The organism is Maritimibacter sp. DP1N21-5 (assembly GCF_019218295.1).
Classification (GTDB): domain Bacteria; phylum Pseudomonadota; class Alphaproteobacteria; order Rhodobacterales; family Rhodobacteraceae; genus Maritimibacter.
On the sequence record NZ_JAHUZF010000004.1, the window covers coordinates 21,797 to 35,340 of the forward strand.

The 13,544-nt window shown below is 63.5% G+C and carries 15 protein-coding genes and 1 tRNA gene; 9 read left to right on the forward strand and 7 right to left on the reverse strand.

Going from position 1 to position 13,544, the window contains the following annotated elements:
- Positions 1–62 precede the first annotated feature (62 nt).
- From KJP29_RS04530 to lpxK, 4 genes are read left to right on the forward strand one after another with little or no spacing between them, the layout of a single operon-like run.
- On the forward strand, positions 63–266 hold the full coding sequence (locus KJP29_RS04530; RefSeq protein ID WP_218462390.1) for a heavy-metal-associated domain-containing protein: 204 nt from the start codon (positions 63–65) through the stop codon (positions 264–266).
- A 58-nt stretch (positions 267–324) separates the two neighbouring features.
- Positions 325–567: a DUF4170 domain-containing protein gene (locus KJP29_RS04535; protein WP_218462910.1), complete on the forward strand. Its 243-nt coding sequence runs from the start codon at positions 325–327 to the stop codon at positions 565–567.
- A 7-nt stretch (positions 568–574) separates the two neighbouring features.
- Positions 575–1,858, forward strand: coding sequence for a 3-deoxy-D-manno-octulosonic acid transferase (locus tag KJP29_RS04540; RefSeq protein ID WP_218462391.1), 1,284 nt, complete (start codon positions 575–577; stop codon positions 1,856–1,858).
- Between the two features lie 26 nt (positions 1,859–1,884).
- Positions 1,885–2,721 (forward strand): tetraacyldisaccharide 4'-kinase, encoded by an 837-nt coding sequence (gene lpxK, locus KJP29_RS04545; RefSeq protein ID WP_370630833.1) that lies wholly within the window; start codon positions 1,885–1,887, stop codon positions 2,719–2,721.
- A gap of 9 nt (positions 2,722–2,730) precedes the next feature.
- On the opposite strand, the gene KJP29_RS04550 is transcribed toward lpxK, so the two are convergent.
- Entirely contained in the window at positions 2,731–3,402 is a 672-nt protein-coding gene (locus KJP29_RS04550; protein ID WP_218462392.1) for a DsbA family protein, read from the reverse strand.
- A 10-nt stretch (positions 3,403–3,412) separates the two neighbouring features.
- Positions 3,413–3,961 carry a DUF721 domain-containing protein gene (locus KJP29_RS04555; RefSeq protein ID WP_370630834.1) on the reverse strand — a complete coding sequence of 183 codons (549 nt, stop codon included), beginning with the start codon at positions 3,959–3,961 and terminating at the stop codon, positions 3,413–3,415.
- A gap of 80 nt (positions 3,962–4,041) precedes the next feature.
- On the opposite strand from KJP29_RS04555, the gene mutY reads away from it, so the two are divergent.
- Both mutY and KJP29_RS04565 read left to right on the forward strand, forming a co-directional pair.
- Positions 4,042–5,094 (forward strand): A/G-specific adenine glycosylase, encoded by a 1,053-nt coding sequence (mutY, locus tag KJP29_RS04560; RefSeq protein ID WP_218462394.1) that lies wholly within the window; start codon positions 4,042–4,044, stop codon positions 5,092–5,094.
- Between the two features lie 62 nt (positions 5,095–5,156).
- Complete coding sequence (locus tag KJP29_RS04565; protein ID WP_218462395.1) at positions 5,157–6,293, forward strand: alkane 1-monooxygenase; 1,137 nt, start codon at positions 5,157–5,159, stop codon at positions 6,291–6,293.
- 115 nt (positions 6,294–6,408) lie between these two features.
- On the opposite strand, the gene KJP29_RS04570 is transcribed toward KJP29_RS04565, so the two are convergent.
- The 3 genes from KJP29_RS04570 to KJP29_RS04580 all read right to left on the reverse strand — a co-directional run bounded on the left by KJP29_RS04570 (position 6,409) and on the right by KJP29_RS04580 (position 8,884).
- A complete protein-coding gene (locus tag KJP29_RS04570) occupies positions 6,409–7,506 on the reverse strand; it encodes a site-specific DNA-methyltransferase (RefSeq protein ID WP_218462396.1) in 1,098 nt (365 codons plus the stop codon).
- Positions 7,507–7,605: 99 nt separating this feature from the next.
- Positions 7,606–8,232 (reverse strand): ribonuclease HII, encoded by a 627-nt coding sequence (locus tag KJP29_RS04575; protein ID WP_218462397.1) that lies wholly within the window; start codon positions 8,230–8,232, stop codon positions 7,606–7,608.
- Between the two features lie 124 nt (positions 8,233–8,356).
- Positions 8,357–8,884 carry a hypothetical protein gene (locus KJP29_RS04580; RefSeq protein ID WP_218462398.1) on the reverse strand — a complete coding sequence of 176 codons (528 nt, stop codon included), beginning with the start codon at positions 8,882–8,884 and terminating at the stop codon, positions 8,357–8,359.
- Between the two features lie 165 nt (positions 8,885–9,049).
- Between KJP29_RS04580 and KJP29_RS04585 the strand changes: the two genes are divergently transcribed.
- The 3 genes from KJP29_RS04585 to KJP29_RS04595 all read left to right on the forward strand — a co-directional run bounded on the left by KJP29_RS04585 (position 9,050) and on the right by KJP29_RS04595 (position 12,053).
- Positions 9,050–9,361, forward strand: a complete 312-nt coding sequence (locus KJP29_RS04585; RefSeq protein ID WP_255553438.1) for a hypothetical protein — start codon at positions 9,050–9,052, stop codon at positions 9,359–9,361.
- 7 nt (positions 9,362–9,368) lie between these two features.
- Positions 9,369–10,037, forward strand: a complete 669-nt coding sequence (locus KJP29_RS04590; RefSeq protein WP_255553439.1) for a hypothetical protein — start codon at positions 9,369–9,371, stop codon at positions 10,035–10,037.
- Positions 10,038–10,178: 141 nt separating this feature from the next.
- Positions 10,179–12,053 carry an acyltransferase family protein gene (locus KJP29_RS04595; protein WP_218462400.1) on the forward strand — a complete coding sequence of 625 codons (1,875 nt, stop codon included), beginning with the start codon at positions 10,179–10,181 and terminating at the stop codon, positions 12,051–12,053.
- A gap of 241 nt (positions 12,054–12,294) precedes the next feature.
- Here the strand turns inward: KJP29_RS04595 and KJP29_RS04600 are convergent.
- Both KJP29_RS04600 and KJP29_RS04605 read right to left on the reverse strand, forming a co-directional pair.
- Positions 12,295–12,371, reverse strand: a tRNA-Arg gene (locus KJP29_RS04600).
- 41 nt (positions 12,372–12,412) lie between these two features.
- Entirely contained in the window at positions 12,413–13,465 is a 1,053-nt protein-coding gene (locus KJP29_RS04605) for a LacI family DNA-binding transcriptional regulator (protein WP_255553440.1), read from the reverse strand.
- Positions 13,466–13,544 lie beyond the last annotated feature (79 nt).

Genomic DNA, 13,544 nt, shown 5'->3' on the forward strand with positions numbered 1-13,544 from the left:
ATTTATTGACGGCACCGGAGCTCGCGCCTAGCTCATCCCTGAAGCCGATAGAGGAGTTCGTCATGACCGAGACATTTTCCGTTCCCGACATGCACTGCGGCAAGTGCCGCGCCAAGATCGAGGATGCGCTGCTCGACGTCGACGAAGGCGCAGCGCTCGACTTCGACATGGAAGCGCGCGAGGTGACGGTGGACTCGACCCTCGGGACCAAGGCCATTCAGGAGCTGATTCAGGCCGCAGGATACGCTGCGGTGCAAAAGCCCTGACCTTTCCCCGGCTTCGCCCCTGCGTTAGGGATAGGCGAGGGGCATAATGGAGACGGAAATCATGCAACGGCTGCATCTGGTCTTTGGCGGCGAACTGGTCGACCCGACCAAGACGCAATTCAAGAACGTGGACGACATCCATATCGTCGGCATCTATCCCAACTATCAGACCGCCTATGACGCCTGGCGGGCTGAAGCGCAGCGCACCGTGGACAACGCGCACATGCGGTATTTCATCGCCCACCTGCATCGGCTCAGGGACGAGGAATCGCCCGCCGCCCCGACCGAGGAACTGGGCTGAGGCCCATATGGTCAAACGACCCGGCCTTCCCCTTTATCTCGTGACCCAGCGGCTGCGCGGCCGTTCGGCCGCCGATGCGCGGCTGAACCGGGCTGTCGAGGCGGGCGAGGAAGACGCGAGCCGCACGGGTGAGCGGCGGGGTCACGCGGCTGTCCCCCGGCCCGAGGGGCCGCTGGTCTGGCTCCACGCCGGCAACGAGGGCGAGGCGCTGGGGTTTCCTGAACTGATCGACCGCCTGCGCGACGAGCGCGACGACCTGAACTTCCTCGTCACCACCGCCCGCCACGATCCGGACCACCCGCTCGAGGCACGTCTTCCCTCGGATGTCATCCTGCAATACGCGCCCTATGATTTCGCGCGCGGCGCCGAGGCCTTTGTCGGGCACTGGAAACCCGACATCTGTCTTTGGGCGGAGAACCGGTTCGAGCCGGAGCTGATCGAAACGGCGGGTAAGGCCGGGACCGAGATGTTCCTCGTCGATGCACGCGTGCCCGAACGCCCCGGTTGGCGCTGGGTGCCGGGAATCCGCCGCGCGCTTCTCAAGCGGTTTTCCTATGTGCTCGCGGGCGACAAGGCGGCGGCTGAAGGGCTGATGGGGCTGGGTGTTCCTTCGGGGCGGATCGAGGCCGTCGGGTTCCTGCAGGAAGGCACCGCGCCCCTCCCCTGTTCGCAGGCCGAGCGCGACATGATCGCCGAGCAACTGGGCGCACGGCCGGTCTGGCTCGCGGCCGGGGCGCGGGAGGCCGAGATCGACATGATCGTCGCGGTCCATCGAACCGTGATGCGCCGGTCGCACCGTCTGCTTCTGATCCTCGTGCCGCAGGACATGTCGACGGGGCCGGCGCTCAAGGACCGGCTCGAGGAGGACGGCTGGGTCGTGGGTCTGCGTTCGGTCGAGGACGAACCGGAGCCAGAGGTCGAGATATTCGTCGCCGATGAGCCCGGCGAACTGGGCCTTTGGTATCGGCTCGCCCCGGTGTCCTTCATGGGCGGCACATTCGACAAAGGGGCGCTGCGCAACCCGTTCGAGGCCGCGGCGCTCGGCTCCGCCGTGATCCATGGCCCGCTCATGGGGTCATGGCGGGAAAGCTACGAGCGGTTGCGCGACGCGGGCGCCGCATGGGCCGCGAAGGATGAAGCCGGTCTTTCCGCCGGGCTCGAGCATCTGCTCCAGCCGGACAAGGTCGCCGAAGTCGCCACCGCCGCCTGGGAAGTCACGACGAACGGGGCCGAGGCGACCGACCGCGTGGTCGAACTGGTCGTCGAAGCGCTCGACCGGCGCGGGCTGTGAGACTGCGCCGCAGAGAACCTGCGACCATGAGCCGGCCCATCGTCGCCGTGGGCAGCCTGACGCGCGGGGGCGGGACCGGGGTCACGCCGACGGTGATCGCGCTGGCCCAGAAGCTGTCCGAGATGCAGCGCAACGTCCATGTCGTCACCACGGGCGCGGGCACGCCGCGGTCGATCGCCTATACCGACCGCGCCGAGGAGGTCGGGGACGAGCCGCTCCTTATCGCGGCCTTCGCCCCGACCTGGACCGCCGCCGATCTGGCGATGGGTGCGCGTGCCGCCATCGACGCGGGCGCCGAGGTCGTCATCATCGACGGGGGCCTGCCAGATAGCGCTGTGCGCGCGGACCTTGGCGTGTTGGTGGAAAGCGCGGTGCGCGGCTTCGGGAACGGCCGGGCCTGGCCGCTGGGGCCGCTCAAGATCGCGCGCGACAAGGGGCTTTCGCAGGCCGACGTGTTGATCACGCTGGGACCGATGCGCGCCCAGACGGACTTTGAATCGCTCCCGATTCCGCGTGTCGCGGCGCGGCTCGAACCGCTTCAGACCGGGATGGACTGGACGGGGGCACGGGTCTTTGCCTTTGCCGGGATCGGGGTGCCGGAGCGCTTTTTCGCCACGCTCAACGATCTGGGCGCCGAGGTGGTGGGCAAGCAGGCGCTGGCCGACCATCAGGACATGACGCCCGCGCTCCTGACCCGCCTGGCCCGCGAGGCGGCCATGCTGGGCGCGCAGATGGTGACGACCGAGAAGGACGCGGTCCGGCTTCCGCCCGAATTGCGGCCTCATGTCCTCGTGGTGCCGGTGCGGCTGGTGCCGGAGGACTGGACGAGCCTGGAGGTCAGGCTCGCCCGGTTGTTCACGTAGAAGACGAGATCACCCTGCCAGTTCGGCGTCGATGATTTCCTTCATGTCTTCCCAGGTCATGTTGGAATGACGCTCGCCGTTGATGAAGAAGGTGGGCGTGCCCTGCACCTCGTCCTCGGCGGCGTAAGTCTGGAAGGCGGCGACCATGCTTTGCGCGGCGGCCTGATCGTTCAGGCAGGTCTCGAGCTGCGCCTCTTCCATCCCGGCCTTCTTGCCGATGGTCTTGAGGTTCTCGAGGATCGTGGCTTCCTGCCCGTCGCCGATCCAGTCCTTCTGACCTTCAAAGATCATGTCGGAAATGCCGTAATACTTCGACTCGCCGCCGCAGCGGGCGATAAGGCCGGCCCAGAGACCATACTTGTCGAAATAGACCTCGCGCTGGGTGAATTTCACCATGCCAGTGTCGATGTATTCCGTCTTGAGGTTGTCCCAGGAGCGGTCATGCCAGTCGGCACAATGGGGGCAGGTGAAAGAGGCGTATTCGATGATCTCGACCGGCGCGTCTTCCTGGCCCAAGGTGAAGGCCGGGGCCAGTTCGATATCGGCGTCCTGCGCCACGGCGGCGGTCACGGGGGAGAGCGACGTGGTCGTCGCCGCACTGTTGCTGCCCGATGTGGCGAGCCATGCGCCGCCGCCAAGGACGATGCCGACGCCGACGGCGATTGGGATGATTTTGTTCATGGGGTCTGCCTCATTGCTTCTGGGAGTTCTTGGTGAAGACGTTTGCCGCCAGCGCTTCGAGCGCCGCGCGCAGGTCGTCGTTCTGGATACCCGTTGCCGTGTCATGGGCGCGGGCGGCGATCTGGGGATCGTCCGGCTTGGCCGTCTCGGGCGTGCGCGGGGCGAACTGCGCTTGTCCTTCGGAAAAGCCGGTGGGCGCGGTCTGGGTCAGGCGGATGCGGCTGATTGCGGCGTAACCGTAGGCGGCGTTGACCTTTTCCCGAAGCTGCTCCTTCTGCATCTCGAGCATCGGCGCATTCGCCCCCGTCGTCAGCAGCGTGAGCGTCGCGCCGAACCCCTGACGGCCATAGGAAACCTCGACCGGGCGGCAGATCGCCGCGATGGCGGTGCCTGCGATTTCTTCCCAATGGGTGAGCAGCCGCGACTGTGCGAAGCCCCGGCTCTCCGACGCCGCGCGAATGCGGCCGCCAAGGAGCTTGGACGTGCGTTCAAAGCCCCGCGTCGTGCGTTCACGGCGGGTCGATTTGCCGGTTCCATTGGAGGTGGGGGCGTCGGTCACTGGTCTCTCCATGTCAGGGCGGATACTAGGGAAAGGGACGTGCGCGCGCCATGTGGATTATGGTTTCAAAAGGATAAAACATGTGTGAGAGCGGGGTGAAGCCGGACGCGCTTCTGGCGTGGTATGACCGCCATGCCCGCGAGATGCCGTGGCGTGTGGGCCCGGCTGATCGCGCTGCCGGTATCATGCCGGACCCCTACCGCGTCTGGCTGTCCGAGGTCATGCTGCAACAGACTACCGTGGCGGCCGTGCGCGCCTATTTCCTTCGGTTCACGGCGCTTTGGCCGACGGTCGATGACCTTGCCGCGGCGCCCGATGCCCGCGTGATGGGGGAGTGGGCCGGGCTTGGATATTACGCCCGGGCGCGCAACCTCCTCAAATGCGCGCGTGTGGTGAGCGCCGATCACGGTGGGCAGTTTCCTGGCACGCGCGAGGGGCTGATGACGCTTCCGGGGATCGGACCCTATACCGCCGCCGCCATCTCGGCCATCGCCTTCGACCGGGCCGAGACGGTGGTGGACGGCAATGTCGAAAGAGTCATGGCGCGGGTGTTCCATGTCACCGATCCGATGCCGGGTTCGAAGCCCCGTCTGCGCGACCTCGCCGCAACGCTGACCCCGCAGGACCGGCCGGGCGATTACGCGCAGGCAGTCATGGACCTTGGCGCGACGATCTGCACGCCGAAGTCGCCTGCCTGCGGGATCTGTCCGTGGCGGGACGGTTGTCAGGCCCGCGCGGTAGGCGACCAGGTCGATCTGCCCGCCCGCGAGGCGAAGAAGCCCAAACCCATCCGCCATGGCGTGGCCTATGTCGGCCGGCGCGAAGATGGCGCATGGCTGGTCGAGACGCGGCCCGACAAGGGGCTTCTGGGCGGCATGTTGGGCTGGCCGGGCGCGGACTGGGGCGAGGTGGCCGTGGAGAAGCCGCCCGTGCCCGGCGACTGGCACGACCCGGGCGGCGAGGTGCGCCATACCTTCACGCATTTCCATCTGATCCTGTCGCTCAGGGTCGCGACGCTGCCGATGGACACGGTCCCTGACCGGGGGCATTTCACACGCCTCGCCCCTTCGGACCTGCCCACGGTGATGCGCAAGGCCTATGATCTGGCGCGCGGTCATTTCGACGCGGGTTGAGGGGCGCGGTTGTCTCGTCCGGGCCTAGGGCGTAGGCTTTCGGCGAGCAGAATGAGGGTCAGATGAGCGAACCCGCCAAAGTCGATTTCCGGCACGCCGCACCCTTCTGGCTGTCGCTGGGTGTGGTGCCGCTCGTGCTCCTCTCAGCGGCCTACGGCGGCTGGGCGCTCCTCCTGCCCATCGCGGGAACATGGTGGCTCTTTACCCTGCTCGACCGGCTTCTGGGTCACAACACCGAGAACCCAGGCCCCTCCGGCGGCGACGCGCATCTCTTCTGGTACAAGCTCATTACCTGGATCTGGTTTCCGGTGCAGGCCACGGTGCAGGTTGGGATGCTGATCTATATCCCGGGGGCCGAGCACCTGACCGGGTGGGAGAAAGTCGGCGTTTTCGTCGGCGTGGGCGTCATGTCCGGCTCCATCGGCATCGTTTATGCTCATGAGCTTCTCCACCAGCAGGACAAGTTCGAACGTTGGCTCGCGGACCTGTTGCTGGCCTCCGTGCTTTATTCCCATTTCCGCACCGAGCACCTGCTGGTTCATCACCCCTGGGTCGGCACCCGGCGCGATGCGGTGACGGCGCGGTATAACGAAGGTTTCCATCGCTACTTTTTCCGGGTGCTGCGCGAAGGTCCGATTTCGGCATGGCGCGCCGAGGCCGCCATGCTTGCGCGGCGCGAGCTGTCGCCGTGGGACGAGGCGAACCCGTTCTGGCGCTACTGGGCGTTGCAGGGCGGCGCGCTGATCGGTGCGCTGGTCCTGGGGGGCTGGATCGGGCTCGGGCTGTTCCTCGTGCAGGCCATCGTGGCGATCTGGCAGCTCGAGCTGACGAATTACGTCGAGCACTACGGTCTGACCCGCAAGCATCTGGGCGAGGGGCGCTATGAACCCGTGCGACCGCATCATTCGTGGAACGCCGACCATCGTGCGACGAACTGGCTTTTCATCAACCTCCAGCGTCATTCGGACCACCATTACAAGCCCGCCCGCCGGTTCCCCCTGCTCCAGACTTACGAGGACAGCGTCGCGCCGCAATTGCCCTATGGCTACGCGCTCATGGCGACCATCGCGATGATCCCGCCGGTCTGGCGGCGGATGATGAACCCGAAAGTGCGGCAATGGCGGCGGGACTATTATCCCGAAGTCGAAGATTGGGGACCTTACAAGCGGGGCGAGTTGCCGGTGCCGCAGGTGCGGTAAAACTGAGGTAGCCCCATGCAAAAAAACCCCGCCACGAGGGCGGGGTTGAGTGGTGCCGTGGCTATGGCCACAGGCACAGGCGGTACGCCTTGGCCGGATGGAACCGGCGTCTCGTTCAGCGCATTTCGGCGCGAATTTGTTGACGGAGCACGTCGATGGGCACGGTCTTGCCCTCGGTCTTGAAGTGCCAGTATGTCCAGCCGTTGCAGGACGGCGCGTTCTCGAGCGAGGCGCCGACCTGGTGGATGGACCCACGCGCCTCGCCCGAAATGAGCGTGCCGTCGGCGCGCACCTTGGCAAGTTGGCCACGCGGGCTGACCAGCATTTCACCGGGGCGCAGCATGCCACGTTCGACGAGCTGGCCGAAGGGAATGCGGGGTTCGGCCCGTTTGGACGCGGTGGTCTCCAGCGCCTCCTTGTCGAACTTCCGGATCCGCGCGATCCGCGCGGTCGCGACCTTGCGATAGGCTTCTTCGCGTTCGATCCCGATGTATTCGCGGCCCAGCATCTTGGCGACCGCGCCGGTCGTGCCGGTCCCGAAGAAAGGGTCAAGCACCACGTCGCCGGGGTTCGTGGTGCCGATCAGCACGCGGTGGAGAAGTGCCTCGGGCTTCTGCGTCGGATGCGCCTTGTCGCCGTTCTCGTCCTTCAGACGTTCGCCGCCGTTGCAGATCGGGATGACCCAGTCGGACCGCATCTGCACGCCTTCGTTGAGGGCCTTCAGCGCCTCGTAGTTGAAGGTAGGCTTCGATTCCTCGGATTTCGACGCCCAGATCAGCGTCTCATGCGCGTTGGTGAGCCGTTTGCCGCGAAAATTCGGCATCGGGTTCGATTTCCGCCAGACCACGTCGTTCAGGATCCAGAAGCCCTGGTTCTGAAGTTCGGCGCCCATCCGGAAGACGTTGTGATAGGACCCGATCACCCAGATCGCACCGTTCGGCTTCAGAAGCCTGCGCGCGGCGGTCAGCCATTCACGGGTGAAGTCGTCATAGACCTTGAACGACGCGAACTGATCCCAGTGATCGTCCACCGCATCGACCTTGGAATTGTCGGGCCGATGAAGCTCGCCCCTCAGTTGAAGGTTGTAGGGAGGATCGGCGAAGATCAGGTCCACGGAGCCAGCCGGAAGGCTGTTCATCACCTCGATGCAATCGCCATCAAGAATAGTGTTCAGCGGCAGGGTCTTGCCCTCCGCAGTCGTCTTGGTCGTCATTCGTCTGCCTCGTTCCCCGGGGCCGTTTTCGGCCTCCTTGTTGTGGATAACTTTGAGTCAGACGGAGTCCGGGGTCAATTTCTTTATTAAATCAGGGGGTTACAGTTTTTGTGGACACAAGATATTGTGGACCGGTTTGAAGGATCGCCTATGGTGTGGGGTCACCCCAAGGTCTTGGAGAGCCGAAATGTGGCTTTTTGATGGATATCCGGCGTTGCGCTCCCAGCCGTAACCCGGGTGCTGTTGCGCCAAGTCCACCATGAGGCGATCGCGCGTCACTTTCGCCACGATGGAGGCCGCCGCGATCGACAGGCACTTGCCGTCGCCCTTGATCACGGCCTCTGCCGACAGAACGCAGCCCTGCGGCAGAAGGTTGCCGTCGATCAGCAGGTGATCGGGCGCGAGGTCGAGCAGGGCGACCGCGCGCAGCATGGCGATATGGCTGGCGCGCAGGATGTTGTGGGTGTCGATTTCCTCGACGGTGGCATGGGCGACTGCGACCTGCGCCGTGGCGAGGATTTCGTCGAACAGGGCATCACGACGCGCCGCGCTCAGTTTCTTCGAGTCGTTCAGGCCCTCGGGGATCCGCGCGGGATCGAGCACGACGGCGGCGGCGGTGACCGGGCCGGCAAGCGGTCCGCGCCCGACTTCGTCGACGCCCGCGATGCGGAGATGGCCACGGATCAGCGCGGCGCTTTCATACGAGAAGTCGGGAGCCAGGTTCATGGCTTGTGCTCGCCCATTGCGCGCGGCGATGCAAATGGAAATCGGGCGGGGGCCCGAAGGCCACCCGCCCCGTCGAAGGCGGCATTGAAAGCTGGATAAGGTGCCGCCCGCTGCTCGACGTGTCTTAGCGGTTGCCGCGCCCGCCACCGTAGTGACCGCCGTACTGGCCGCCACCGTGGCCGTCGACCCGGTAGCCGGCGCGTTGCAGGCAGGAGCCGTTATAGACGTTGCGCACCCGGCCCGACTGGCGGTCGACCATTTGGGTCTCGCAATAACCCGGGAGCGCCCGGGCGCCTGAGAAGTTCTGCGACAGGCAGCGTTTGCCGAAATAGAGGCCCTGGTTGTGACCACGGCCGATCGGAATGGCGCAGGCCGAGGGCAGCGTGCGACTGTGGCGACCATAGTCGTGGTCCCGACGCGGCTGGTGGACCTGCTGGCGCTGGGGCTGCGGCGCGACGCGCACGCCGTTGCCCTGGCCTGCGTTGTTATAGGCATTGAGCGCGATGGCGCCCAGCACGACGGTGCCGATCGCGCCGGCGATCAGTTCGGCGTCTCCCGCACGGGCCGGCGTGGCGGCGGCGGGGGAAAGGGCCAGAGCGGCGGCGATGGCGGCGGCGCTGGCGGAGCGGGTAATACGGGACAGGATGGACATTGGCGGTACCTCTCTGTGGGCGGGCCGGAATGACCCGTTGCTGATGGACCGAGCATGGGGCCAAGTCGCGCCGCTAACCCATAACGGCGCATTGTCATCTGATATCGCGCGTCCGACGCGGGGGTGTTATTGGATAGCAAGGCAATTCGGATGCATCCCGGGCGCATGACACAGTCATCTTTCCTCCGCTTCCTTCGTGCCCTTGGGGCCGCCCTGATCCTTGGCGTCGCGGGGTCGACGGCGGGCGCTGCCTGCTATGCCGATTACAAGGCCAAGCAGGACAATCCGCTGAAGCTGCATTACGGGGTCATCGAACTGCCCGATGCGGCCTGCGCCTCGCCCGAGGCGGCGGGACCCGTGGTGGCCGACCGTATTGCACGTGAGGGGTGGACGCTCCTCAATGTGCTGGGCATCTTCGACGACCAGGGTCTTGCGGAAAGGAAAGCGAGTGCCGGTGAATTCTTCCTCCGCTACTGAGTTCTCCATGCCCGGCAACCGGGTCGTGGCGCTGGGCATCGGGGCGATCGTGCTCATCCTCGCGGTGGCGGCGGTCTTCCTGTTCCGCACGCTGCCGGACGCCAATGCCTTCAACGCGCGAGTCGAGCAGCTTTTCGTCGAGAACGACGCGCTGACCGGCGCGGCCGAGATCAAGCTTCTGGAGATCCTCGCCCAGTCCGGCACGGCCTTTTCCGACACGCTCAACAGCTACCGGGTGGTGATCTTCGTCCTGATGCTCTTCGCCACGGCGCTTCTGGTGGCCGCACTGGTGTTTCTGGTGATCATCGTCGCCCAGAACCGGCGCATGGCGCAGCTTGAGGAGGCGGGAATCACGGTGAAGTCACTGGCGATCAACCGCGAACAGCGCACGGTGTCGCTAAACAACATGGAGTTCAGCCTGACCGAAGCGGCGATCGAGACGATCTCGGTGCTGGCCGAGGCGCGGATGGATGAAGACGTGCTGACCGGGGCAGAGCTCGAGGGGCTGATTTCCGGGCGCGATCCCTCGGACTGCGAGGAAGCGGCGGGGGCGACGCGGATCAAGCGGCTGCGCGACGCGCTGGGCAACCAGATGATGGCCGAACTTCTGGTCAAGACCATCGCACGCCGGGGCTACATGCTGGCCATCGACAAGAACGTCATCCGGGTGGAGTGATCCGCCCGGTCGTGCTGCCCTGCGAGGGTCGCTAGATGGACGAGACCGGCGCGTAGATTCTGAATCTTTGTGACATCGTGTTGCAAGGCCGTGTGAGGTAGGTTCTATGGCGGCAATTGACGCAGGCAACTTGGACGCCAGATGAAGTATAGACCTCATATTGACGGGCTCAGGGCCATTGCTGTACTTCCAGTCGTCGCCTTCCACCTGGGAATTCCATTGTTCTCGGGCGGCTACGTCGGCGTCGATGTCTTCTTCGTGATCAGTGGATTTCTGATAACGACCATTCTTCTGGAAGATATAGAGTTCGGCCGCTACTCACTGCTGGAATTCTACAAGAGGCGCATGCTTAGGATCCTGCCAGCGCTTTCGGTCGTTCTGATCGTGACACTCGTCGCTTCAAGTTTCCTATTCTTCGAGAGTGAAAGGATTGAGACGGGAAAATCCATAGTTGCCGCTGCTACTTTCACGGCAAATTTCTTTTTTTGGAATGATGCCGGATATTTCACTGCGCCCGCTGAGACGAAACCACTTCTACACACGTGGTCTCTGGCGGTTGAAGAGCAGTTCTATATTTTCTTCCCGCCATTGTTGTTCGTCATCATGAAGTTTGTACGTGGCTATCTGCTGCAAGTTGTCACAGCCCTGATAATTCTGTCATTACTAGGCTGCATCTTTCTTACCACAAGGCAGCAGCCTACCGCATTCTATCTCCTTCCACCGCGGGCATGGGAGCTGGGTCTCGGCGCTATACTAGCAATAATGGTTCGACAAGGACGTCCAAGAACGCTGGTCTCACTGCGGGTTCTTGGCCCCTTGGGCTTGGCCTTCACACTGGCACCGATGTTTCTTCTGGATAGTTCTTCCGCTTTTCCCGGTTGGAACGCTATGGCGCCCGTTGTCGGGGCGGCACTCTTGATAGGATGGGGAGGAGATGGAGCGATTGGCTGGATTCTTTCTTCGAGACCATTCGTGGAGGTCGGCAGGATTAGCTACAGCCTATACTTGTGGCATTGGCCTTTGATTGTCTTCTGGAGAGCGTTTTCTGGAGACGATTTATCAGCTACCGAGACGTTCGCTCTGCTGATCTCCTCCTGTGCGTTGGGGGCTCTTTCAACATACTTTGTAGAAAGACCATTTCGATCTGGGCGCGCTAGGGCCTGGTCAGCCCCAAGAGTGACCTTGGGTGGTGGCGCTACACTTGCAATTCTTGCTGCGCTCGGCGTTTCAGCGGCAGCGAATATGACGGATTGGCGCACCTTTCCGAACGAAGTTCAGAGAATTGCGGCGACTGCCGATTATCGGTCTTGGCCCGACTACGCGGCGCAGTTTCGCACTGGTAGCTGTTTGATTGGACAGGCGGATGGGACCTTCGATTCGTTCGATCAAGAACAATGCATAAAGTTTGATCCGGATCGGCAGAATGTTCTTCTGATTGGCGACAGCCATGCAGCCCAGTATTGGGGCGCCCTGAAAGAAGCGATGCCCGGAGCAAACGTAATGCAAGCGACAGCGTCTGGTTGCCGCGCATTGATCGGTGCCAAGGGGGCGGAGCGCTGCACTGATCTCAGAGACTGGGTGTTTTCTGAGTACTTGCCGTCTCGTCGCGTCGACATGGTGATCCTAGGAGGGCGCTGGGAAGAAGCTGAACTGGAATATGTGATGCCTACGCTTGAGGCATTGAAGCAGTTGGCGGACCGGGTCGTTGTCGTTGGACCGACTGTTGAGTATGAGGGAGTATTGCCCGAGTTACTTGCACGCAGTCGGCTGACCGGGGAAGCGTTCGATTTCGATGCGTTAAAGACGCCTGGTCGAGATCAGCTCAACGGAATGATGCGCCAACTTGCGACAGCGGCGGGAGTTTCCTATGTCGACGTGTACGGGACAATCTGCGATGACAGCGCTTGCCGGCTCTTCGCACCTGACGAGGTACTGATGCAATTCGATTATGGACATCTGACTTTGTCGGGCGCCCGCTACGTGATCTCCGAGAATTCGCGCTACCTCGGCAAGTGATTGTCCAAAAGCGGACTACATTTCTGAAAGGGATCAAATCCAAGCCATCAGAAACCGATAGTTTGGTCGTTGGCTCCTGCAGACCGTAGTAAGTCCGAATCGTTGCTTCAAAAGGAGCGTCAACCGCTTCCTCGGGATTGAGCATAAGCTCCCGTTTGGCGTCGCCAAGAGATTAACCGGCCAACACGAATTACTTGCAGTCCTTATTGTCGCGACGGGAGTCCGTCGCGCAATCGAAAACTGGTGATCCCGGCAGGATTCGAACCTGCAACCTGCCCCTTAGGAGGGGGCTGCTCTATCCAGTTGAGCCACGGGACCGACCGTGTGGTGGTTTGCCCTGATCGCGGCGGAATGTCCACTTATTCCGGGTAGGCGGCGTCGAGGGACTTCGGACGGAGCGTGTCGCCGCGGTCGATGGTGGGGGTGAGTTCGATCTTCACGCCCTCGCCGCGGCCGTCGGCGGCTTCGACCCGTTCGGCGATGATCTCGGCGGCCCGGCGCCCGATCTCCTCGCGGCAGGAATCCATCGTGGCGAGTTGCTTGGGAAGACCCTTGAGCAATTCGACCCCGTTGAACCCCGCGAGACCCACCCGGTTCGGCACGTCGATCCCGGCGTCGAGACAGTAAAGCAGCCCGCCAGCGCCGATCATGTCGTTGGAATAGTAAAGGAAATCGAGGTCGGGCGAGCGCTTCAGCATCGCCTCGGTCATCTCGCGCCCCTTGGCGAGGGCGGAGCCGCCTTCGTAGAACTCCTGATCCATCACCTCGAGCCCGGCCTTGGCGAGCGCTTCGGTGAAGCCTTCGAACCGTTTGCGGGCGCGGTGGTCGAGCGGCATCTTGGTGCCGAGGAAGCCGATCTTGCGGTAGCCCTTGGAGATGATCCGCTCGGCCATCATCCGTCCTGCCCGGCGGTGGGAGATGCCTACGGCGCTGTCGATCGGGGTGCCGTCGGTGTCCATGATCTCGACCACCGGAATGCCCGCGCCGCGCAGCATCGCCTTGGACGCGTCCGAGTGTTCGAGTCCGGCGATGATCACCCCCGAGGGCCGCCACGACAGCATTTCGTAAAGCACCTTCTCCTCGCGGTCGGTGCGGTAGTTCGTGACCCCGACCACGGGTTGCAACGGCGTGTCGTCCAGAACGTCGGAGATCGCGGTCATCACCTCGGGAAAGACCATGTTGGACAGGGAGGGGATGATCACGGCAACGAGGTTCACGCGCTGGGAGGCCAGCGCACCGGCGATCTTGTTCGGAACGTAGCCCAGCGACTTCGCCGCCTCGAGAACCTTTTCGCGCGTCGCATCCGAGACGTCGCCCCGGTTGCGCAGGACGCGGGAAACGGTCATCTCGGACACGCCCGAGGCTTCGGACACGTCGCGCAGCGTCAGCGGGCGTTTCGGGGTCTGGACCATATCGGGTGTCTCCTGTGCGATTCAACCCGATGTTAGGCGCTGACCGGAGAAAACCAAAGCCCTTATTTCATGCATGTTA

Bases quoted from the DNA above. Each gene is read 5' to 3' on its own strand.
- KJP29_RS04530 (WP_218462390.1), top strand. From the start codon at position 63: ATGACCGAGACATTTTCCGTTCCCGACATGCACTGCGGCAAGTGCCGC.
- KJP29_RS04540 (WP_218462391.1), top strand. From the start codon at position 575: ATGGTCAAACGACCCGGCCTTCCCCTTTATCTCGTGACCCAGCGGCTG.
- lpxK (WP_370630833.1), top strand. From the start codon at position 1,885: ATGAGCCGGCCCATCGTCGCCGTGGGCAGCCTGACGCGCGGGGGCGGG.
- KJP29_RS04550 (WP_218462392.1), bottom strand. From the start codon at position 3,402: ATGAACAAAATCATCCCAATCGCCGTCGGCGTCGGCATCGTCCTTGGC.
- mutY (WP_218462394.1), top strand. From the start codon at position 4,042: ATGTGTGAGAGCGGGGTGAAGCCGGACGCGCTTCTGGCGTGGTATGAC.
- KJP29_RS04565 (WP_218462395.1), top strand. From the start codon at position 5,157: ATGAGCGAACCCGCCAAAGTCGATTTCCGGCACGCCGCACCCTTCTGG.
- KJP29_RS04570 (WP_218462396.1), bottom strand. From the start codon at position 7,506: ATGACGACCAAGACGACTGCGGAGGGCAAGACCCTGCCGCTGAACACT.
- KJP29_RS04575 (WP_218462397.1), bottom strand. From the start codon at position 8,232: ATGAACCTGGCTCCCGACTTCTCGTATGAAAGCGCCGCGCTGATCCGT.
- KJP29_RS04580 (WP_218462398.1), bottom strand. From the start codon at position 8,884: ATGTCCATCCTGTCCCGTATTACCCGCTCCGCCAGCGCCGCCGCCATC.
- KJP29_RS04585 (WP_255553438.1), top strand. From the start codon at position 9,050: ATGACACAGTCATCTTTCCTCCGCTTCCTTCGTGCCCTTGGGGCCGCC.
- KJP29_RS04590 (WP_255553439.1), top strand. From the start codon at position 9,369: ATGCCCGGCAACCGGGTCGTGGCGCTGGGCATCGGGGCGATCGTGCTC.
- KJP29_RS04595 (WP_218462400.1), top strand. From the start codon at position 10,179: ATGAAGTATAGACCTCATATTGACGGGCTCAGGGCCATTGCTGTACTT.
- KJP29_RS04605 (WP_255553440.1), bottom strand. From the start codon at position 13,465: ATGGTCCAGACCCCGAAACGCCCGCTGACGCTGCGCGACGTGTCCGAA.